General features: G+C 62.4%; 20 protein-coding genes and 1 tRNA gene. 10 read left to right on the plus strand and 11 right to left on the minus strand.

Translation table 11 applies throughout. From position 1 onward, the window contains the following. Positions 1–255 precede the first annotated feature (255 nt). The 4 genes from BR24_RS13975 to BR24_RS13990 all read right to left on the minus strand — a co-directional run bounded on the left by BR24_RS13975 (position 256) and on the right by BR24_RS13990 (position 2,382). A tRNA-Leu gene (locus BR24_RS13975) sits at positions 256–342 on the minus strand. A 110-nt stretch (positions 343–452) separates the two neighbouring features. Continuing rightward, on the minus strand, positions 453–791 hold the full coding sequence (locus tag BR24_RS13980) for a tRNA-binding protein (RefSeq protein ID WP_496542097.1): 339 nt from the start codon (positions 789–791) through the stop codon (positions 453–455). Positions 792–932: 141 nt separating this feature from the next. Next, entirely contained in the window at positions 933–1,415 is a 483-nt protein-coding gene (locus BR24_RS13985) for a 4Fe-4S ferredoxin (RefSeq protein WP_496542098.1), read from the minus strand. Continuing rightward, on the minus strand, positions 1,405–2,382 hold the full coding sequence (locus BR24_RS13990; RefSeq protein WP_496542099.1) for a 4Fe-4S dicluster domain-containing protein: 978 nt from the start codon (positions 2,380–2,382) through the stop codon (positions 1,405–1,407). Before BR24_RS13990 ends, BR24_RS13985 begins: the two co-directional genes overlap by 11 nt. Before the next feature lie 190 nt (positions 2,383–2,572). Here BR24_RS13990 and BR24_RS13995 point away from each other — a divergent pair, with 190 nt between their 5' ends. Further along, a complete protein-coding gene (locus tag BR24_RS13995) occupies positions 2,573–3,985 on the plus strand; it encodes a sigma-54 interaction domain-containing protein (protein WP_496542100.1) in 1,413 nt (470 codons plus the stop codon). A 240-nt stretch (positions 3,986–4,225) separates the two neighbouring features. Beyond that, positions 4,226–5,539, plus strand: coding sequence for a citrate synthase (locus tag BR24_RS14000; protein ID WP_496542101.1), 1,314 nt, complete (start codon positions 4,226–4,228; stop codon positions 5,537–5,539). 74 nt (positions 5,540–5,613) lie between these two features. Here BR24_RS14000 and BR24_RS14005 read toward each other — a convergent pair whose 3' ends face one another. Then, a complete protein-coding gene (locus BR24_RS14005; protein ID WP_496542102.1) occupies positions 5,614–6,369 on the minus strand; it encodes a substrate-binding periplasmic protein in 756 nt (251 codons plus the stop codon). Positions 6,370–6,542: 173 nt separating this feature from the next. Between BR24_RS14005 and BR24_RS14010 the strand changes: the two genes are divergently transcribed. From BR24_RS14010 to BR24_RS14020, 3 genes are read left to right on the plus strand one after another with little or no spacing between them, the layout of a single operon-like run. Continuing rightward, positions 6,543–9,245 (plus strand): bifunctional acetate--CoA ligase family protein/GNAT family N-acetyltransferase, encoded by a 2,703-nt coding sequence (locus BR24_RS14010; RefSeq protein WP_496542103.1) that lies wholly within the window; start codon positions 6,543–6,545, stop codon positions 9,243–9,245. A gap of 1 nt (position 9,246) precedes the next feature. Continuing rightward, positions 9,247–10,344: a glycosyltransferase gene (locus BR24_RS14015; RefSeq protein WP_496542104.1), complete on the plus strand. Its 1,098-nt coding sequence runs from the start codon at positions 9,247–9,249 to the stop codon at positions 10,342–10,344. Positions 10,345–10,400: 56 nt separating this feature from the next. After that, complete coding sequence (locus tag BR24_RS14020; protein WP_496542105.1) at positions 10,401–10,640, plus strand: hypothetical protein; 240 nt, start codon at positions 10,401–10,403, stop codon at positions 10,638–10,640. A gap of 15 nt (positions 10,641–10,655) precedes the next feature. On the opposite strand, the gene BR24_RS14025 is transcribed toward BR24_RS14020, so the two are convergent. Continuing rightward, positions 10,656–11,918, minus strand: coding sequence for a radical SAM family protein (locus tag BR24_RS14025; protein ID WP_496542106.1), 1,263 nt, complete (start codon positions 11,916–11,918; stop codon positions 10,656–10,658). Between the two features lie 244 nt (positions 11,919–12,162). Between BR24_RS14025 and BR24_RS14030 the strand changes: the two genes are divergently transcribed. Next, the gene (locus BR24_RS14030) at positions 12,163–13,488 is read left to right on the plus strand and encodes a sodium:solute symporter family protein (RefSeq protein ID WP_496542107.1); all 1,326 of its coding nucleotides are present in this window, start codon (positions 12,163–12,165) and stop codon (positions 13,486–13,488) included. Here the strand turns inward: BR24_RS14030 and bioD are convergent. From bioD to BR24_RS14045, 3 genes are read right to left on the minus strand one after another with little or no spacing between them, the layout of a single operon-like run. After that, positions 13,477–14,148, minus strand: coding sequence for a dethiobiotin synthase (bioD, locus tag BR24_RS14035; RefSeq protein ID WP_496542108.1), 672 nt, complete (start codon positions 14,146–14,148; stop codon positions 13,477–13,479). The genes BR24_RS14030 and bioD overlap by 12 nt on opposite strands. Then, complete coding sequence (gene bioA, locus BR24_RS14040) at positions 14,145–15,449, minus strand: adenosylmethionine--8-amino-7-oxononanoate transaminase (RefSeq protein WP_496542109.1); 1,305 nt, start codon at positions 15,447–15,449, stop codon at positions 14,145–14,147. The genes bioD and bioA overlap by 4 nt, the downstream gene beginning before the upstream one ends. 27 nt (positions 15,450–15,476) lie before the next feature. Continuing rightward, positions 15,477–16,250 (minus strand): DUF3108 domain-containing protein, encoded by a 774-nt coding sequence (locus BR24_RS14045; protein WP_496542110.1) that lies wholly within the window; start codon positions 16,248–16,250, stop codon positions 15,477–15,479. 135 nt (positions 16,251–16,385) lie between these two features. On the opposite strand from BR24_RS14045, the gene BR24_RS14050 reads away from it, so the two are divergent. Beyond that, entirely contained in the window at positions 16,386–16,871 is a 486-nt protein-coding gene (locus BR24_RS14050) for a CBS domain-containing protein (protein ID WP_496542111.1), read from the plus strand. A gap of 120 nt (positions 16,872–16,991) precedes the next feature. Here BR24_RS14050 and BR24_RS14055 read toward each other — a convergent pair whose 3' ends face one another. Together BR24_RS14055 and pyk are read right to left on the minus strand one after the other, a co-directional pair. After that, on the minus strand, positions 16,992–18,008 hold the full coding sequence (locus tag BR24_RS14055; protein WP_496542112.1) for an HD-GYP domain-containing protein: 1,017 nt from the start codon (positions 18,006–18,008) through the stop codon (positions 16,992–16,994). Between the two features lies 1 nt (position 18,009). Beyond that, entirely contained in the window at positions 18,010–19,434 is a 1,425-nt protein-coding gene (pyk, locus tag BR24_RS14060; RefSeq protein WP_496542113.1) for a pyruvate kinase, read from the minus strand. Between the two features lie 283 nt (positions 19,435–19,717). On the opposite strand from pyk, the gene BR24_RS14065 reads away from it, so the two are divergent. From BR24_RS14065 to BR24_RS14075, 3 genes are read left to right on the plus strand one after another with little or no spacing between them, the layout of a single operon-like run. Beyond that, positions 19,718–20,164, plus strand: a complete 447-nt coding sequence (locus tag BR24_RS14065; RefSeq protein WP_496542114.1) for a division/cell wall cluster transcriptional repressor MraZ — start codon at positions 19,718–19,720, stop codon at positions 20,162–20,164. Positions 20,165–20,175: 11 nt separating this feature from the next. Beyond that, complete coding sequence (gene rsmH / locus BR24_RS14070; protein ID WP_496542115.1) at positions 20,176–21,147, plus strand: 16S rRNA (cytosine(1402)-N(4))-methyltransferase RsmH; 972 nt, start codon at positions 20,176–20,178, stop codon at positions 21,145–21,147. Beyond that, on the plus strand, positions 21,144–21,425 hold the full coding sequence (locus BR24_RS14075) for a hypothetical protein (RefSeq protein WP_496542116.1): 282 nt from the start codon (positions 21,144–21,146) through the stop codon (positions 21,423–21,425). Before rsmH ends, BR24_RS14075 begins: the two co-directional genes overlap by 4 nt. Positions 21,426–21,433 lie beyond the last annotated feature (8 nt).

Genomic DNA, 21,433 nt, shown 5'->3' on the forward strand with positions numbered 1-21,433 from the left:
TTGTTTTTGGTTTCACTGGTGTTGTTACCAGCAAAACTCAGGAGTGCCGACATGGTATTCTTGTGCAAGCTCCTCCCGCTACACCCTCTCCGTGCTTTCAGGGTCTCTCAGGTCCTGTATCGCACACCCCAATGGCGCGCCCCACGCCGAGAAGCTATCGCCGTACACATCGCGAGTTGATCCACCTGCCGCGCTCCCCAAAAGAAGCACATAAAAAAGCTCCGATCTTTCGATCGGAGCTTTATACTAGCGGCTTGGTGCCGAAGAGAAGACTCGAACTTCCACGGGATCGCTCCCACATGAACCTGAATCATGCGTGTCTACCAATTCCACCACTTCGGCACGCGGAGAATGTGTTTATATTCTCAGCCCCTGCTTGGCAAGCATTTTCTGCAATTTTTTTCCATGAATTGTACAAACGCTTGCGGCATGTATCATTGCCTAAAGCAGAGCTAGCAAAGACGAGCCCCGTTCGGTACGGCACGATCCGGACCGACGAGAACCACGGCCCCGTCATCGTCATGCAATCCGGTGACGAGACACTGAGACATGAACGGGCCGACCTGTTTCTCCGGAAAGTTGACCACGGCCACAACCTGACGGCCTACAAGCGCATCCGCGGCATATTTTTCAGTGATCTGCGCGCTGGACTTGAGCACGCCGATCTCCGGACCGAAATCCACCCACACCTTCAACGCAGGGCGCCTCGCCTCTGGAAACGCCTCGGCCCGGACCACGGTTCCGCAGCGCAACTGCACCTTGTCAAAATCCTTCCATTCTATCGTATCCATTCCGGTTCCTCCGAGACCGTCAGGTAGCACTTCAGGCCCGCAAAGCCGAGCATGGAAACAGGCTACCTCGTGCAACCGAGCGTCGTGCGGCCAAAACCGACGGCTAGTCCTGTCAGGACGAAGTCCAACAGGAGGCAACGCCTAGTTCGACACCCCGCGGCGCCGAAGAGCGACGTACGATTTGCGCCCGGCCATGCGAACCGCCAGCGCCGCCGCTCCGAAGATTGCCGCAAGACCGAGGTGTGCCACATCCAAAATCATGGTCTCAAACGGTCCGAAGGGAACGCCGGGCAGGTTCTTGTACATTCTGGCGGCGCCGGTCAGGACCAGAGCGAGGACGAGAGCGGCCCGCATCATTCCGCTTCCCGTCAAACGGAGCTCGAGACTCCAGTCCCTGACCCAGCGCACGACCATGTAGGAGAGGAGGGCGATGAAAAACATTGCCGCAAGATAATGCAGCTTGTGTACGATGAATGGGTCCCCGGTCCAGGCCAGTCCGGGTATATCACTAAGGTAATACCTGCGCGCCAGCGGCATCTGCAAAAGGCCCGTAACACCCAGAAACGCCGTCAGCGCGACGAACACTCGAGCCAGCTGCTTGGACAATCCGGTCCTACTCGTCATTTTTATCCTCCCGCCCCATAAGCGCGGAGCCGAGTCCCAGCATGCCGGCGGCGATTCCGGCCACTGGCGCCAAGAGCGTAGCGGTCGCCAACGTGGTTTCATCGTTCATGAGATTCTCCACCGGCTCCAGATGCGGCCTGCCCTTGCCCTTTTCCACGGCATTGTTCAACAGCTCGAAGGGAACAGGGGAAACATAGAACGTGTTGGTCCCTCCATTCTCTTCGGCCCCGTAAAGGAAGCCGCCGGTCTTCTCCGCGAGCGCCTCAGCTCTTTGCAGGACTTCTTTTCTGGGGCCGATGGTCTGCACCTGCACGGGACAGACCTCGATACACCCCGGGAGCTTGCCGTCCGCAATGCGTTCGCGACACCGGTCGCACTTGTACATGACACCGTTTCCGGCGAATCCGGGCATCAGGCTGCGGTAAAGCCCCACACCGCTCTGCCGCTGCGGAATGTCCCAAGGACACACGGACCGGCACTTGGCCCCGCCGAGACAGACCTCGTCATTGATGAAGGTGATGCCGCGCTCGTCCGTGCCACAGGCTCCGAACGGACAGAGATTGGCGCACGGCGCGTTTCGACAGTGCATGCACCGCCGCGGCACGTGAATGGTGCGTAGCTCGCCCTCATGCTCCACCTCCGCGGTCTGGATGTAAAGCCAGTTGTAGGGAGTGAGCCTGTCGTCCACGTCCCGTCTGTCCGACCAGTCCTCCACCTTGACCCGCTTTTCGGGATGCATGACGGGAAACGGCTTTTCCGGCTCGGGATAGCGGTGCGCGTTCACGTCGCGACACGCGTACACGCACTCGCGGCAGCCGATGCACTTGGACAGGTCCAGAAGCGTGGCCAGCTCTTCCCCGTTCCGAGCGGCCCGCACAGTGCCCGGAAGAAGCGCCGAGGCTCCACCGATGCCGACGCTCTTGAGAAACGCGCGGCGGCTGAAGCCACTTTTTTTCGTTTCAGGCATATAAGCTCCGTTATGACTGGCTTGTATTCAGGCGGCTCGTGGCCGCAGTCTGTACAAAGCATGCATCATGCCAGTTCTCAACACACTCCGATGCAGGCAATTATATTGCTGATCGGGACATTCCACCCGCATTGCGCTTGCCATTTTGCACAACTGTACATAGACATATGATTAAACAGGTGGTCAAATAATGACGGAGCAGGAAATCCTCAGGCATCTGCCGGAAATAGTGAACACCATGAACGACGGGCTGTTTCTGGTACGCCCGGACGGAACCATCATGATGGTCAACGACGCGCTTTCGCGCATCACGGGGTATTCCCGCGAAGAGCTGCTGGAGAGCCCGTGCAGCGTGTTGGAGTGCGACATCTGCCGCATCGCCCGGCGCAAGGGCAGCAAGCACTGGTGCGCCCTGTTCCGGTCGGGCAAGGAGACCTCCCGCAACTGCCACCTGCGGCGCAAGGACGGCACCATCGTCCATGTGCTCAAAAACGCCGCACTCCTGCGCGATGAGCACGGCACCGTCCTCGGCACGGTGGAAACCCTGACGGACGTCACCGAGATCGATCGCCGCGAGGACACCATCCGCCAACTCTCTCGAATGTTCGATCAGGACGGTGCCTTTCACGGCATGATCGGCCGCACGCCCGTCATGCGGCGCACGTTCGAGCTTATCGAGCGCGCGGCCGGGAGCGACGCGCCCGTCATCCTGTTCGGGGAATCCGGCACCGGGAAGGAGTTGGCGGCCCGGGCCATCCACGACCTCGGACCGAGAAGTGAAGGACCCTATGTGCAGATAAACTGTTCCGCCCTGAACGAATCGCTGCTTGAATCCGAGCTTTTCGGACACGTAAAGGGAGCGTTCACCGGCGCGCACAGCCACCGGCGCGGGCGCTTCGAGGAGGCGGGCGGAGGCGACGTCTTCCTTGATGAGATCGGCGACATTCCCCATTCCATCCAGATCAAGCTGCTCAGGGTGCTTGAGACGAGAACCTTCGAGCGCGTGGGGGAGAACCAGCCCAGAAGGCTGGACGCCCGCATCATAACCGCCACCAACCAGAACCTTCCCGAGCTCGTGGCGCAGGGCCGTTTCCGGCAGGACTTCTTCTATCGCATCAACGTCATCCCCATCGAACTGCCGCCACTGCGCCGGCGTGCGGAAGACATCCCCCTGCTGACCGACCACTTCATCAGACGTTTGAACAGCCGGCGCTCCCGACCGGTCACGGGACTCTCCCCGGAAGCCATGGACATGCTCATGCGCCACCCCTGGCCCGGCAACGTCCGCGAACTCAGAAGCGCCCTCGAGTACGCCTTCGTGGTCTGCGACGGCGACACCGTCACCCCGGAACACCTGCCTTCGCTCCTGATGACGAAATCCGCCGCTCATTCCGATTCGGAACCGGCCCCACTGCTCTGCGCCCCCCTCTCTGGCGAAAACGATACCGTAATATCGCGAGAAAAGGCAGAACTGCTGACTGCGCTGAGAGAAAGCGCCGGAAACAAATCCGAAACCGCAAGACGCCTCGGGATCAGCCGCGGCACCGTGCTCAACAGGATGCGAAAACACGGAATCGACACGAAAAAGATCATTACTGAATAAAAACTGACCGCATCTAGCGGCACTCAACCACCACAAATTACATTTTTGCAAAATCGTCAAACAGAACAGACTTTACTTTTTTCTCATTTGTGGTATCAGGGGTGTTCAAAACGGGTACCAGACCATTCTCTCCACCCGTTTCCCAATCCCGGCACCAGTTCTCGTACATTCAGGGCCTTTCTACCCAGCCCATCGTACCGGTGCGAACACTGCCGCCCAGCGGTTTTCAGGAGGTCATAGATGCTCAAGGACAACGAAAAAGTCAGCAACAAGACGGCATACCTCATACTGGACGGAACCACCTATGAGCTTCCGGTCATGGTCGGTTCCGAAAGGGAACACGCCATAGACATCCGAAACCTGCGCAAGGAAACCGGGCACATCACCTACGACCCCGGCTACGGAAATACCGGCTCCTGCGCCAGCGCCATCACCTTCGTCAACGGCGAGGAGGGCGCGCTGCACTATCGCGGATACCCCATCGAAGAGATCGCGCAGAACGGCTCGTTCATCGAAACCGCATGGCTGCTGATTTTCGGCAGGCTGCCCAACTACGACGAACGCCAGCGCTTCCGCGACATGCTCACGGACAACGAACTGTTGCATGAGGACCTCAAGCACCACTTCGAGGGTTTTCCGTCCAACGGACACCCCATGGCCATCCTCTCCGCAGTGGTCAACGCGATGGGATGCTACGACCCGCAGCTGCTGGAAATCCAGACGCGGCAGGAGTTCGCCCTCGCCGCCGCCAAGGTCATCAGCAAGGTGCGCACCATCGCGGCATGGGCCTACCGCAAGTCGCAGGGGCTGCCCTTCATGTACCCCGACCCGGAGCGCTCATACTGCCAGAACTTTCTGCACATGATGTTCTCCGAGCCGTACAGACTGTACAACCCTGCTCCGGAGGAAGTGCGGGCCCTGAGCCTGTTCTTCACCCTGCACGCGGACCACGAGCAGAACTGCTCCTGCTCCACTGTGCGCATGGTCCAGTCCACGCAGGCAAACCTCTTCGCCTCGGTTTCGGCGGGCATCTGCGCCCTGTGGGGACGTCTGCACGGCGGCGCCAACTCAGCGGTCATAGACATGCTGGAGGAAATCCGCAGCGGACAGGAAGACATCAAGGGCTTCCTCGAGAAGGTCAAGCGCAAGGAAACGCGACTCATGGGCTTCGGTCACCGCGTCTACAAGAGCTTCGACCCGCGCGCCCGGATTCTGCAGGAGGCCGCCCACGACCTGCTCAAGGCCAAGGGCATCAAGGACGACCTGCTCGACATCGCCATGGAACTCTCCGAAGAGGCACAGAGCGATGAATACTTCACCAGCCGCAGTCTGTATCCCAACGTGGACTTCTACTCCGGCATCATCCTGCGTGCGCTGAACATTCCGGTGAACATGTATCCGGTGATGTTCGCCATCGGCCGCATGCCCGGCTGGATCGCCCACTGGTACGAGGCGCACGGCGCCGGCCTCGAAAAAATCCACCGCCCGCGCCAGATCTACGTCGGCGAAACCCGCCGCTCCTACACCAAGATGGGTGACAGGAAAGACGGATAGCCCCCCGCAACGCCAAAAGGCCCGCCCCGGAATTCCGGCGGCGGGCCTTTTTACGAGCAAGGACCTTACGGCAGTCAGTACCCTTCGATGCCGTGCCGCCTCATGATGGCGTCGTAGGTTCCGTCGCTTTTCATTTCCTTGAGCACGTGGGAAAAGCCTTCGGCCAGTTCCTCTGTGACGGCCTTTTTGGAAAACGCCAGATAGGCCGGGACCTCGTCCAGAAACGCCGGGGTATTATCTTCGTTGCGCACGATCTCGAACCGCTCGCCGAGGACGAAGTCGCGGAGTATGCGTACCGCGTGCAGGTAGTCGGTGAGGAAGGCATCCACTCTGCCGCCCATCAGCTTGGCCATGTTGTCCGCGGCTTTTGCCGTCGGCTCGACTCTCTTGAACACGTCGCCGCTGAGAATCCGCTCCAGCTTCGGGCCGTAGTAATAGCCGCGCCCCACACCCAGCCTGATATCCGAGGCATTGGACAGATCACTTTTGAGCATCGTGTCGGCATCGCTGAGGACAACGGCCACGGTGCGCTCCATCCACAGGGGCTCGTCGGGGTACCGCAGAAACTGCTCCCGCTCCGGCGTCCTGACGGCGTAGAATATGGCATCGGAATCGCCCGTGCGCACGTCGTTCACCGCCCGCTTCCAGGGAACGACCCTGATTTCGAAATCATATCCCATCCTGTCCAGCCCATGCCGAACCACATCCACAAGAGCTCCGTGCACGGAGTTCCCGAGCGTATAGACCAGCGGCGGCGCTTCGAGCGTCACCACCTCCAGGTGGTTGGCGCGAGCTCCCGTCCCCGAGAAAAACAGCAATGCAATTCCCATGAGGAATGCCACGAAAGAGGATTTCATATATGCACGCTACCACAACTGCTCGCCTGATTCCAACCCTTCCCGTGCGGCTACCTGACACGGTCATGGTTGCGCAGGAGCTCAAAAACAGGATACCCTTGACGAAATAACTGCATCGTCCACGCATTCAACCCGCAGAGAGGCACATGAGCGTCATCAATCTGGACCATCTCTTCAACCCGAAGTCCGTGACAGTCACCGGAGCGACCAACGACCCCGCGGACCCCGGCGGCCTTGTCATGAAAAACCTCATGGGCGGCGGCTTCTCCGGCCCGGTCATGCCCGTCTCCGCCGAGGCCGAGGCCATCTCCGGCGTACTCACGTACAAGAGCGTGAACGACCTGCCCAAAACCCCGGACCTTGCCGTCATCGCGGACCCGCTGGACGAGGTCCCCGAAGTGCTGCGCTCCCTGCGCGAGCGGGGCACCCGCGCGGCGGTACTGGTCGGTTCCGGCTTTTCCCGCATGGCTCCCGGCGAGCGCGAAGAGTTCCGCAAGACGGTCAGAAACGTCGCCAATCCTCCGGACATGCGAATTCTCGGCCCCAAGAGCCTCGGGTTCATGGTCCCTTCGCTCAACCTTAACGCCACGCTTTCCCACTCGCGGGCGACCCCCGGCAAGCTGGCCTTCATCTCACAGTCAGACAGCCTGTTCGCCACAGTCGTGGACTGGGCGCGTGACAAGGGTGTGGGCTTCTCGCATCTGGTTGCGCTCGGCGCACGCCTCGACGTGACCTTCGCCGACATCATCGACTATCTCGGCACAGACCCCATGACGCGCTCCATCATGGTCTACGTGGAATCCATCCATGACGCCCGCGAGTTCATGAGCGCGGCACGCGCCGCATCGCGCAACAAGCCCGTGCTGGTGCTCCGGCCGGGCAAGGCGCTTGACGCCCTGCCCTCCTGCTCGCTGGATCAGGGGCCCTGCGTCCCCGGGCTGACCGGCGAAATATACGACGTGGCCTTCCGGCGCGCGGGGATGCTGCGCGTGGAGACCATCGACGAACTTTTCGACGCGGCCCGCACCGTCTCCACCCCGAGGCACGCCAAAGGACGACGCCTTGCCGTGCTGACCAACGGCGCGAGCGCGGGCGTCATGGCAGCTGATCGCCTGCTGGCAGGCGGCGGCGAGATGGCCGAGTTTTCCGAGGAAACCCGCAAGGCGCTCGAAGCGCTCCCCGGCGGCAGAAACGCGGCCGTCAACCCTGTCGGCATCCCCTTCAATGCGGACGGCGAGACCTATTCCGAAGCGCTCAAGGCACTGGTCAAAGACAAGGGCGTGGACGCGGTGCTGGTGATGCATGTCCCATGGGCCGCCCAGCCGGAGGCGGAGACCGCGGCTGCGGTCGCAAAGGCGTTGAAGCGCGTCAAGAAGCTCGTGCTGACCGCATGGCTCGGCTCCGGCGACGCATCGGACGAGGCCCGTGCGGAATTCGCGAGCGCAGGCATCCCGACCTACGAATCACTGACGCAGGCGGTGCGCGCCTTCCTGCACCTCGCGGACTACCGGTTGAGCCAGAACCTGCTCATGGAGGCCCCGGACTCCCTGCCGACCGACTTTTTCCCTGACACCACCACCGCCCGCAACGTGGTGGAGAAAGTACTGGGTGAAAACCGCTCGGAGCTGAGTGAGACCGAAGCCAAGGACGTGCTCGCGGCCTACGGCATCCCGGTGGTGGAGACCCGTTTCGCGGTTTCCGCCAAGGAGGCGGTCATCGCGGCGGACGAGCTTGGCTATCCGGTGGCCGTCAAGGTGCGCTCGCCGCAGATTTCCCAGCCGTTCCACGTTGGCGGCGTGCTGCTGGACCTTGAAACGCCGGAGCGGGTATGGGAGGGCGCGGCTACGCTTCTGGCCCGCGTCAACAGGGAGCGGCCCGACGCATACATAGAAGGCTTCATCGTGCAGAAGATGGGGCGCAGGCCCGGCGCGCACGAGCTGTTCGTCGCCGCGGAGACCGACCCGGTCTTCGGCCCGGTGCTCAAGACCGGGCACGGCGGCATGGCCCGCGAGGTCATTCAGGACTCGGCCCTCGCCCTGCCGCCGCTGTCCATGACACTGGCGCGCGAGGCTGTCCGCCGCACCCGCATCAGCCATCTGCTCTCCGGCACGCCCACGCAGCCACCCGCCGACATCGACGACATCTGCCTTACGCTTATTCAGATTTCTCAGCTGCTCATCGACGTTCCGCAGATCAGCAATCTGGACATCAACCCGCTCTACGCGGACAACGAGGGCGTTCTGGCCCTCGGCGCGGACATCAGCGTCGCCCCCTACGACAAGGACGGGCAGTCGCGGCTCGCCATCCGGCCCTACCCCCGCGAGCTGGAGGAATGCGTCCAGACGCGCGACGGTCGCAAGGTCACTCTGCGCCCGATCCGGCCCGAGGACGAGTCCACCCACCGGGAGTTTCTGGCGAAGCTCTCGGACGAGGATCTTCGGATGCGCTTTTTCGGCGTGGTCCGCCGCGACTTCGACCACAAAGATCTGGCCCGGTTCACGCAAATCGACTATGACCGCGAGATGGCCTTCATCGCCACCGCTCCGGACGAGAACGGCGCCCCGGAGACCCTCGGCGTCATGCGAACCAATACGCGTCCCGACAACTCCGAGGCGGAATTCGCCATCGTGGTCCGCTCCGACCAGAAGGGAACGGGGCTGGGCAGCCTGCTGTTCCACAAGGGCATCGAATACACGCGAATGCGCGGCACCGAGGAACTCACGGGCCAGACGCTGGCCGAGAACAAGGCCATGCAGGGGCTGGCGAAGAAGTTCGGTTTCAGGATCACCCCGGACCCGGACGACCGGGACGTGGTGAACATGACGCTCGACCTGTCGGAGGGCCAGTAGCGTGCCGCACTCGGACCCCAAGGCGAAGATCATCCACCATACGGCCCTTCAGAAACGCGGCGGCGCACGGCGCGTAGCCCAGATTCTACGCGACTGTCAGCAGGGCGAGGGCATCGACGCGCGCATGAGCTTCGAGATTCCAGAAGACACCGCGTTTACCGGCACCCAGCCCATCGACTTCGGCCGCAGGCTGGAGTCGGATCAGGTGCCGCACCTGCACGCCAGCGCGGACTGGCCCTCGCTCCTCAAATCCATCCCGCGGGACACGCGCTGCATCATCACCCTGCACGACTGCAACCTCATCACGGGCGGCTGCCCCTTTCCGCTGGACTGCCCGCACTTTGAAAAGGACTGCGAGGATCCTTGCCCCAGAGGGTTCCCGGCGTCCTACGAAAACCGCCGCATTCGGCGTGAAAGGCTGGACAGGCTGCAGCCGACGCTCGTCTCGCCGTCCCGCTGGCTGGCGAAACTGGCGCGTAAAGCACTGCCGGGGCACAAGGTGCGCATCATCCCCAACGGCATCCCGTGGCCCGAGTCGCCGCCGGACAAACAGGCCGCCCGCGCTTCGCTGGGACTGCATCCCAACGCGCGGGCCGTGCTCTTCGCGGCGCACGGCGGCATGCGCGCGGCCTACAAGTCCGGCGAGGCATGGCCGGTGTACTGGCGGGAAATCAAGCGGCGGCAGCCCGGCGCGGTCGGATTCGCCGTGGGCGGCGACACTGCCGGGGAGCAGGACGGCCTGACGCTGTGGCCCTATGTGGACCGGGAAAAGCTCGGAACCCTCATGGACGCATGCGACTGCTTCGTCTACCCCACGCTGGCGGACAACCACTCCCTGCTGATTCTGGAAGCCATGTCCCACGGCCAGCCTGTCGTGGCCTCCCCTGTCGGCGGTGTTCCCGAACAGATCGAGGACGGCACCACCGGATTCCTGGTCAACGCGACCCCCGAAGATTTCGGCGAGGCGGTCTCTGACCTTCTTGAACACGCATCGCAGGCACGCAAGGTCGGGCACACCGCCTTCCTGAAAGGTGGCAAGCGCTTCGATGCCAAACGCATGGCCGCACAGTACGCGCCACTCTATAACAGGCAAGAATGATTGCAGGAGTCGCCGCAGCGCGATACAATGCCGCAACAATTCAAGGAGACATGCCCATGAAATACATCATCTTCGAAGACTTTTCCGGTGCGCCCATCCCGGTGATCTTTCCGGGCCGCATCAACCACGCGGACATGCGCGAGCAGATGCCGTACACCCGCGTCCTTTCCGCAGGCTATGTCCAGACCCGCGACAAGGAGTTCGTCTGCCACGGCGGTTCCAAGGGGCTGAACGCACAGGCACGTCCCGAGGATGCCGAGATCATCACGCAGCGATTTGAAAACCCCGACGCCTAGGCGCCGGGGTCCGTTTTATCCGAGATAGGGATTGAAGTAGCCGAACTTGATCCATGGCAACGCCTTGCGCAGTCTCTTGCGGAAGTTGTTGAAGCCCATGCTCGGCCCGTTCACAAAGGGTTTGGCAAGGTTCATGTACAGCTCCGGGTCCATGTTCAGGTTCCTGAGCTGAATGAAGTCGAACCGGGTCTCTTCGCCCAGCTCCACGATGGAGTCGAACTCCTCTTCGGTGTCCGTGACGCCGGGGAAAAACAGCAGGTTCAGCGAGACGAACATGCCCACCTCGTGCGCACGCCGTATGGTCTCGCGCACATCTTCCCACGAATAACTCACGGGGCGGTAGTAGGCCTCGTACAAATCCTTGCGCGTGCTGTTCAGGCTCACGCGAAGCGAATTGACGCCTGCCAGCTTGAGCGCGGGCAGGGTCTGGGGACGGGACCCGTTGGTGTTGATGTTGACCGTGCCGGTTCCGCCCTCGTCGCGATAGGCCTTCACCGCCTCGGCGAGGAGCTCCGCCTCCATGAGCGGTTCGCCCTCGCACCCCTGTCCGAAGGAGAATATGGGCCGTCTCTCGCGGGATTCATGACGCTGCATGATCTGCACGATCTCCTCCGGCGTGGGCCGGAATTTGATGCGACACTGCGGTGAAGGAAACCCGGAGTCCTCCGGTTGCTCGGAGATGCATCCGACGCAGCGGGCGTTGCAGGTCTGGGCGGTGGGCAGGGGACATTCGAAACGACCCAGCGCAAGGTTTTTGGCGGCGGGACAGCCGTGGGTCAGGGCGCAACCCGCCAGATGACTCACCAGCCGGTTGGCCGGGAAATCCTTCATGAGCTGGTGCGCGCCCGCCTCGACGCGGTCCGGGGCGATCTTCGAGAAGACCTGCCGCTGGTCCTCGTCCACCTTCTTGGCGCAAATCCAGAAACGGCCGTCGGCATAGCCGATGGCCGCATAGGAAAGCAGAGGCAGAGCCGGGGCATCCTCGTCGCTCTCGTACGCGCTGACGCCGGTGACGGTATGCGCGGGGCAGGCGAAGGCCGCCACGGCCAGATCCTCCATCACTTCCACTGACCCGCTCTCGGCGTTGTAGCCCATGGCGTGTCGGCCCGGCAGCATGAAAAATTCGCTTTCCTCGGGAAGTGGAATGATCTCGTCGGGTCTGGGCAGGCCGAACTCGTCGCCGCGCCTGCACAGCAGCAGAAGGTCTGGGTGATCGTATATCTGTCCGTCCTTGTCGGCGAACAGCATCCGCGGTTGTGGTTTCTTCTTGCTAGCCATGCCCTAGTGTATAGGTTCAGCGGCGTATGAATGCAAGGATTTCAGCCGATCAATAATCCTCGCCGCCGAAAACCGCGCCAAATCCGCCTCCCATGCGATACAGCCCTGACGGAAACAGCACCGCCGTCCTTCTTCATCTACGGTTTCACGCAGCGCTTCAATCTCGCACAGTTCATCTACATTCAATAAAACAAGCATTTTATGCTTGCTTCGTCCGACCGGATGACGCTATTGCCCTTCGGCTATGGAAACCTTGATCATCTACCTCGCGATTCTGGCCGCCATCGGTATCTACGATTGGCGCCGCTCCGGCAACTGGGACGACTACGTGCTCGCGGGCAGAAGCAAATCCGCGCCCGTGGTGACACTCTCCATACTGGCTTCCGTGGTGGGCGCCAGCTCAACCATGGGGGTCGTGGGCATGGCCTACGGCACCGGATTCCCGGCCTTCTGGTGGCTCGGCGTCGGCGCCGTGGGGCTGGTCATGCAGGGCTTTCTGCTCTCCGACAAGGTGCGCGCCCTGGGCACCAGCACTCTTCCCGACCTCGCCGAACGGGTGGCCGGACCGTGGATGCGCAAAGTGGCCGCCGTGGTCGTGGCCGCCGGCTGGACCGGCATCGTGGCCGCGCAGTTCGTGGCCGCCGCAAAGGTCGCCGGGACCATCTCGGGCTTCGACACACTCTCCATGACGCTCGCCACTGCGGCCGTCATCACCGGATACGCGGTGCTCGGCGGGCAGCACTCCGTCATCCGCACCGACGTTCTCCAGTTCGGCATCCTCGCGGGGGGTCTCGGCTGGCTCCTCTACATCCTGTACGGCGGCACGCCGGTCCCGGCACACGCGCTGGCACCTGTTGCCGTGAACGACGCGTTCTCCTCCTACGACCTCATGGAGTTCATGCTGCTGGTGGGCGGCTCCTATTTCATCTGCCCCATCATCTTCAGCCGTCTGTTCACGGCAAGGAGCAACCGGGCCGCGCGAGAGGCCTCCCTGACCGCGGGCGTGCTGATCATCCCGGTGAGCCTCGCCATAACCGCCGTGGGCCTGTGGGCCTCCCACGCCATGCCGGGCATCGAGGACGACGTGCTCACCACGGTCGCCGCGACGCACCTCGGGCCCGTGGCCTCCACCATTTTTCTGCTCGCCCTGCTCTCGGCCATCGTGTCCTCGGCGGACACCTGCCTGCTGGCGGTGGGTTCCATCGTGTCGCTGGACCTCATGCGCTGCAAGAGCGTGAAAAACGTCCGCGGCATCGTGGTGATCACCGGCGTCGCGGCCACGGCCATTGCTCTCAAGCGTCAGGATATCATCGGGATTCTTCTGGAAGCCTATTCGGTCTTCACGGCCGGGCTGGTTCCCCCGCTGGCGGCAGGATTGCTCGGCCGCGAACGCTTCGCCCCGGCACACGGGCCGTTGCTGGCCGCCGCCGTGGTCGGTGGCGGGATGGCCCTTGCCGCGAGCGCCACGGACACTTCATGGCTGTCGCTGGCGGGTCTCGGCGCATCCACGGTACTGAGCGTGGCCGCCTGTTTCATGCCTGCCACACAGTCGGCGTTTTCAACCAAATAACGCAGAGAAATCCACCGACACCGATTCAGGATGCCCGTCCTCGCCCGAAGCGAGGGCGGGCATCTTCACGATGCGTTCGGCGAACCCGTACCGCCGCAGCCCGCGCCCCACTGTCTCGAGAGCGTGGCTGCTCATGACCGCATCCACTTCCGGCAATTCGTTGAAAACTATCCCCTGCAACGGGATTTCCCTTCGCGACAGCACCTCCAACGAGAGCAGCGCATGGTTGAGACCGCCAAGCCGCGCGCTCGCCACGAGGATGACGGGCCAGCCGGTACGCTCCAGAAGGTCGAGAAACGTCTCCTCGGGCGTCAGGGGCACGGCCAGACCGCCCGCCCCTTCCACGAGCAGCGTTTCATATCGCCCGGCCGCACGGTCCACGGCTTCCGCCAGCGCGCCGGGGTCGACGCGCTGCCCCTCAAGCGAGGCGGCAAGATCGGGAGCCGCAGGGTAGTCAAACCTCGCCGGACACGGCGGAAAATCTCGCGAACCGGTCATGGAGGCGTAGACCGGGAGATCGCCTTCTTCGTCCGCCAGCCCCGTCTGTACGAGCTTGAATGCGGACGCCTTTTGCCCCTGCTCCAGCAAATACTTGAGCATGAGCCCTGTGGCGACCGTTTTGCCGACCCCGGTGTCGATGCCACTGACGAAATAAATCACGGCGCGTCCTGCCGGATGCCTTCGTCGCGCTCCACGATGTCTCGGATGGCGGCGGTCAGCGTGGAGAGGTCCTCCGGCTCCATGACGTACGGCGGCATGACATAGACCAGCCTGCCGAACGGTCGGACCCAGACGCCGCGCTCGACGAACTGTTTCTGAATTTCCGCCATGACCACGGGGCGGTCGAGTTCCACCACGCCGATGGCACCCAGCACGCGCACATCCGTCACGTGATCAAGCTCGGCACACGGGGCGAACTCCCGGCGCATCTGCTCTTCCAGTGCCTTGACACGCGGCCGCCACGGATCATTCTCCAGCAGGTCCAGCGCGGCGTTCGCCACTGCGCAGGCCAGCGGATTGCCCATGAATGTCGGCCCGTGCATGAACAGGCCCGGATCGGCGGAGCAGATGGTCTCGGCCACATGGTCTGTGGCGATGGTGGCGCCGAGGGTCATGTAGCCACCGGTGATGGCCTTGCCCACGCACATGATGTCCGGCGCGACCCCGGCATGGTCCGCGCCCCAGAATTCGCCGCTACGCCCGAAACCGGTGGCGATCTCGTCGAAGATCAGCAGTACGCCCTGCTCGTCGCAAAGCTCGCGCAGACGGCGCAGATATGTAGGATGGTAGAAGCGCATTCCGCCGGCGCCCTGCACCACGGGTTCAAGAATCACGGCGCAGATCTCGTCGCGGTTGGCCCGCAGAGTTTCGGCCAGCTCGGCAATGTCGGTTTCATCCCATTCACCGTCATACGGGATTTGCGGCTCCGGCGCGAAGAACTGCTGGGGCAGCGATCCGGAAAACAGCGAGTGCATCCCGTTGACCGGGTCGCAGACCGACATGGCATGGAAGGTATCCCCGTGATAGCCGCGTCGGACCGTGAGAAACCGGCAGCGGTCGGACTCGCCGCGCGCGGACATGTACTGCATCGCCATCTTCATGGCCACTTCTACCGAGACCGACCCGGAATCGCAGAGAAAGACGCGGTTCAGCTCGCCCGGTGAAAGATCCGCCAGACGCGCGCACAGCCCGGCGGCCGGGGAGTGGGTTATGCCGCCGAACATGACGTGGGACATGGCCCCGAGCTGTTCGGTGGCGGCCCGGTTCAGTTCCGGGTGGTTGTACCCGTGCACGGCGCACCACCAGGAGGCCATGCCGTCGATGAGTTCCGTCCCGTCGGCGAGGCGCATCCGTACGCCCGAGGCGGACTCCGCTTCGTATACCGGGAGCGGGTCCGTTACCGATGCATAGGGGTGCCACGCGTGCCGCTTGTCCATCGCGAGAATGTCGTTGGTATTCATGCCCCCTGAGGTACGAGAGAAACGGCCCTATGGCAAGGCCGCCACGTGAGCCTCTGGCGGCCGGTACCCTGTGAGTTCCATGGAGAAATGCCCCACGACCACGCTGGACTTCACTCGCACCGGGATGCGCCGCTCGTCCGCCGAGAACCAGACCGTGAGGCTTGCGTCGTCGCTCTTCCTGAACACGCCGCTCAGGTCGGCGGTATCCAACTCCACCCGGAAACAGTCGATCTCGCCCAAAGGGGTGTCCAGCACGTCTTTCCCCGCCACGAAGGCCTTGCCCTGCACCAGCACCTTGCCGTCCGTAACCGGGCCGGAAAAACGCATGGTCTTGTAGAGGATGTGCTTGCGGAAGTTGAAGAGCATCGCCAGCGGGTCGAAATACGGACCGTCCAGCTTCAGCTCGTCCCGCAACTCGTCTTTGACGTAGCGGCGGGTCATCATGGCCCCCCAGTCGAAAACAACGAGGGAGTCCTTCTTGTACGAGCCCTCCCGCTGATTCTTGCGGTGCCGATACGAGCGCGTCATGGCCGGGTCCGTCCACGAGTCAATGACGTCGCGAACCTTGTAGAAGGAGTCTATGAACGGGGTCGTTCGCGCCTTGGCGTGGATGTTCAGGGTCGGCTTCCCGTCGATCTCGCGTCCGTGGCGGACTTCAAGCGTTGCGCTGCCCGCCTTTACCACGGTCCAGTAGATGTCATAGGTGAACCGCTCGCCGGGGCCGAACGGAATCTTCACCCCGGCAAGGCAGGGGGTTGATAATAATAGCAGCGCCGCGAGGGCCAGTGTCATCCTGAGCATTCTTCTTCACAGCCCGAGTTCCGGGCCGATGTCAAGAATTCCCTGCCCCCAGCTGTAGACAACCGGCGCGATTGCCGCTATGGGCGGAGAAACGGCTATGATTTTTTCCAGTTTTCTTCAAGGAGTGTACGACCTATGATGCTCAGAAAGCGCGCCTGGGACATGATGCGCGACGAATTCCCCTCTGTTCAGGAAGACGCCAGCATGGCCGAATGCGTTCGCGTGCTGCGTGACGCCATCCGCGAGAATCCCGACAACTTCGTGGTCGTGGTCAAGACCAAGGGCGACAAGCTCGCCGGTGCTGTCAGCATCTGGAAGGCGCTCCGCGCACTCAAGGAGTCCGTCCTGCGAGACGAGAACATTCGCAGCGTGGAAAACATCGACTGGGATCAGGCCGTCAGGCACGCCTGCCTCACCTGCACACAGATGCGCATCGAGGAATTCATCGAGCCCGACGTCCCCACCGTCAGGCCCAACGACGCCGCGCTGGTACTGCACGACGTCATGGCACGCGCCCGCAAGAGCTGGTGCATCGTCACCGAGGGCGGCAAGGTCATGGGCGTGGTCTTCCTCTCGGACCTGTACCGCGAAATGACCCGCGACATGCTTCGCGTCTGCTAGCATCCCCGATTTCATCATTTCAAAGGCCCGCCGCTGCGTCCCAGCGACGGGCCTTTTGCCTGAGAAACCCCGCTCTAGAAAGAGCGGGGTTCATTATTGCTTCTCTTGGCCCGGCAGAAATCAGGGCTTCATCTTCATGTCGTTCATCAGCAGCATCTGAAGCGCGCCGGCCATTGTCTCGTCATAACCGGGGTTATTGCGCAGCTCTGATGCCGCGGCCACGAACTCCTTGCCTTCCCCGTAGGGACGCTTGGTGACCATGGCACAAAAGGAGTCCACCAGTCCGCAGAGCCTGCCGTGAAAGCTGATGGCGTCGCCCTTTTTCTTTTGCGGATATCCCGTGCCGTTGACGCGCTCGTGATGCTCGGCAACGCAGGCCTCCACCTCGGGAAACTTGAGGTCCAGCTTGGTGAGCATCTGGAACCCGAGGTTGGGGTGCTGGTTGATCTTGGTCCGCTCGTCGCCGGTGAGCGGCTTTTCCTTGGAGAGGATGAAGCTCGGGACCTTGCTCATGCCGATGTCGTGCAGGAACAGTCCTGCGGCCAGCCTGTCAAAGTTCTTGCGTACGATGCGCCGGGCCTCGAAGTCCTGCACCTGAAGCTTTCCGTACAGAGCAAGACCGGCGAAACCGCAGTTCACGGCATGGTTGGGCTGCGAATGTTCGCGGTGCAGCCTGCGCACCAGCGCCCGGGAGCGGTGGATGTCCTGCGAGAGGTACTCCGTGAGCACCATGAGGTCGCGCCAGAACTTGTCGAACACGGCGGGGACCGGTTGCTCGAACAGTTCCTCGGTGCGCCGCGTGAGGGCCTGCACGAATATGTCCGCGATCTCGGTTTCCTTGAGGTTCTTGTCCACAAGCACGAGGTCCAGCTGGTAGCTGATGTGCTTGACGTAGACCGGGTGGTCGTCGCGTGAGACGAAGACGACCCCCTGGTTGGCGAGGTCGGGGAGCTCCTCCACCTGCTCGGCGGTGAGGCGTCCCCCTTTACGGTAATATGGACTGACGCGGGCCACGCTTTCGTCCAGGACGAAGATGTCGAGCGGCGGACGGTACTTGTGGAAGCTTCCGAGGATGTCCGGCGTGATCTGGTAGTACTCTTCGTTGAGTCCGTCGGTGATTTCGTGCTTGATGGCCATTTTACTTCTCGAACAGCTTGACGACGTTGGTCTGGGTGCGATTCTGCTTCTTGTCGGGCTGACCCGCGGTGATCACGAGAATGTCGTCACTCTCGAATCCCTTGAACTGGCGTACGAATTCTTCGGCGCGCTGCTGGTGACCGTCCTGACCTTCGGGCGGTGCGTAAGGGATCACGCCCCAGGAAAGGTTGGTGAAGTGGCGCACGATGGTGTCTCGGCTCAGGGCGTAGATGGACTGGCGCGGACGGCAGGCCGAGAGGATTCTCGACGTTGCGCCCGAAGTGGAGTGACTGACGATGGCCCGGGCCTTGGTCTTGGCGGCGAGCATGGCCGCGGCGAAGGCAAGGAAAGTTGCGGGATGCTCCTCGTCCCCGGGCTGCATGGCGTCCGTGGTCCGCTGCTCGAAGTAGAACTCCTCGATCTCGTAGGCGATCTTGCGCATGAACCGTACCGCCTCGCCCGGATACTGGCCGATGGCCGTCTCCTCGGAGAGCATGATGCAGTCGGCGCCGTCGAGGATGGCGTTCGCCACATCCGTGGTCTCGGCGCGGGTGGCCATGGGCGCGTTGACCATGGAAAGCAGCATCTGGGTGGCCACGATAACCGGCTTGCCACGCTTGTTGCAGGCCTTGATGATTCGCTTCTGGGTGGCGGGCAGCTCGGAAAGCTCCATCTCCAGACCGAGGTCGCCGCGCGCCACCATGACGCCGTCGGCCTCGTCGAGGATGCGCTCGAGGTCGTTGACCGCCGCGGTGCGCTCCAGCTTGGCGATGATGGGCACGCGCCTGCCGTACTGAAGCATCTCGGCCCTGAGCTGGCAGATGTCCTCGGGCTTCTGCACGTAGCTCATGGCCACGCAGTCCACACCGAGCTCCATGCCCACGGTCAGGTCGCGCTTGTCCTTCTCGGTGAGCGCGGCCAGCGGCGTGGTCTTGCCGGGGAAGGTGATGCCCTTGCGGGGCGGGGCGATGCCCGAGTTGATGGCCTTGAGCCGAACCAGATGCTCACCCTCGCGGCGCACGGCGTAGAAGCGCAGCATGCCGTCGGAGAGCGCCACCGGGTCGCCTTCCTGAATGACCGGCAGCAGCTCGGGCATGTCCAGACAGATGAACGGCTCGTCCACCCCTTCGGCCATGTCCGGAGTGCCCAGCAGCACTTCGGTGCCTTTGGAAATCTCCAGAGTTCCCTGCCCGGCGTCGCAGGTGCGGACCTTGGGGCCGGACAGGTCCTGAAGGATGGTCAGCGTGTAGCCGGTCTCCTCCTCCAGCCCCCGGATTATGTTCACGAGCTTGGCGAAAAACTCCTTGTCGCCGTGGGAAAAGTTCAGGCGGAAGATGCGCGCCCCGGATTGAACCAGCTCGCGCACGGCCTCTTCGGACTGGGTCCCGGGTCCGAGGGTGGCGATTATCTTGATGTGTCTGTCCATGGTGCCCCCTTGGGGTGTTTTTGCCGGATTTTCGGGCCTGCCCGGCCACCCGCTCCCGCAATTCTTCGGGATGAATGATGAAAGCCGGACGGATAATATTCGCCCACGCTGCGAAGTGTAGGGCGATGACAGCGAAAAATCAACTGGACGCCGTTTTTTTCCCACATAAATCATCCCGGGGTGTTGACATTCTCCCGAGTTTCACTCAAAGGTGGGAAAAAGTGGTACCAAGTGATGATACAGGGGAACAAGGTGGAGCAAAGCACTCCACACGAGGAAGTCGATGCGATTCAGAGGTCACGCACACAGAAGCCTGGATGAAAAGGGACGGCTCATCCTTCCGTCCGATTTCCGGGACAAGCTGCTGGGGGACACCCCCGGCGGTCGTCTTGTGCTGACCATCTGGGAGAAACACGTCATCGGCATAACCCCCGAGCAGTGGGAGAAGCTGGAGCAGGAACTTGAAAAGATCAAGGCTCCCAGCCGTCAGATGCAAAACGTCATCAGGATTTTCTTTTCCGGCTACGAGGAGGTGGCTGTGGCCAAGAACGGTCGCATAGCCATCCCCGCGCATCTTCGCAAGAGCGGAAAGCTGGACAAGGACGTGGTGGTGATGGGCGCGGGCAGGCGTTTCGAGATCTGGCCGGCCGAAAGTTTCGAGTCACTGCTCGACGAAGATTACGACGTGTCGGAAGAGTTCGCCGACAACAGCGTCGCCCTGCCCTTCTGATGGAGAGGCGGATGAGCGACCCCGGCGACAGACACGCAACGGTACTGCTTCAGGAAACCATCGAGTGGCTCAGACCCCGTCCTCAGGGCAGATACATGGACGGAACGCTCGGAATGGGCGGACACTCGAAAGCCATTCTGGAAGCCGCGGCGGGCAAGGCCGAGCTTCTTGGGCTGGACCGGGACGAGGAAGCCCTCGACCTGGCCGCCGACAGATTGGCGGAGTTCTCTGACAAGACGCATCTGTACCACCTGCCCTTCAGCCGTTTCGAGGACGCCCTCGATGACCTCGGCTGGGACAGGCTGGACGGAGCGGTTCTCGACCTCGGAGTGTCGAGTCTCCAGCTCGACGAAGCTGATAGAGGATTCAGCTTCATCCGCGAAGGACCGCTGGATATGCGCATGGACACGGCGAGCGGCATGCCGCCCGCCAAAGCGCTGGTCAACACCATGAGCCACGGCGATCTCGCCCGGATCATCCGGCAGTACGGCGAAGACCCCATGGCAGGCAAGATTGCCAGCGCGATACTGAAAGAGAGGGAGAAGGAACCGATCGAGACCACGCTCAGGCTGGCCTCCATCGTGGAACGGGCCTACCCGCCCAAGATGCGGGCGACATCCCGGACCCATCCTGCCACCCGGACCTTTCAGGGACTGCGAATAGCGGTCAACAGGGAATTGGAGGAACTCTCCACGTTTTTGGAAACCATAGCCGCGCGCCTCAATCCCGGTGCCAGAGTGGCGATCATTTCGTTCCACTCCCTGGAAGACCGGGCAGTGAAGCGGGCCTTCCGGGAAGCCGCACGATCGTGCGTCTGCCCGAAGCATCAGCCCCTTTGCACCTGCGAGGGCGTGGCAAAGTTCCGGGTGCTGACCAGAAAACCCGTCCTCCCCACAGAAGAGGAGATGGCGGTAAACACGCGAAGCAGGAGCGCCAAGCTCCGGGTCGCGGAGAGGTTGGGGCCCGACGGGAAAACCGCATGAAGACCAGTGACGGCAGCCGCTTCAGCCTGATTCTCGCCCTGCTTGCAGGGGCGCTGATCTTCGGGCTCGTTTCGGTTTGGCTGAACATAGGTCGCATGGACATGGCCTACGACATCCGGAACATGGAAAAGGAGCTGGATCGTCGAAGGACGGTCACGGCCAAGCTCGAAGTGGAACGAAACAACCTTCTCTCGCCCTACAGGTTGGGCGAGCTGGCGAAGGAACTCGGACTTGTTGTCCCGAAACCGGGACAGATACGGCGCGTCACCGAACAGTGACCGCGACG

This window comes from Pseudodesulfovibrio halophilus DSM 5663, assembly GCF_059568665.1.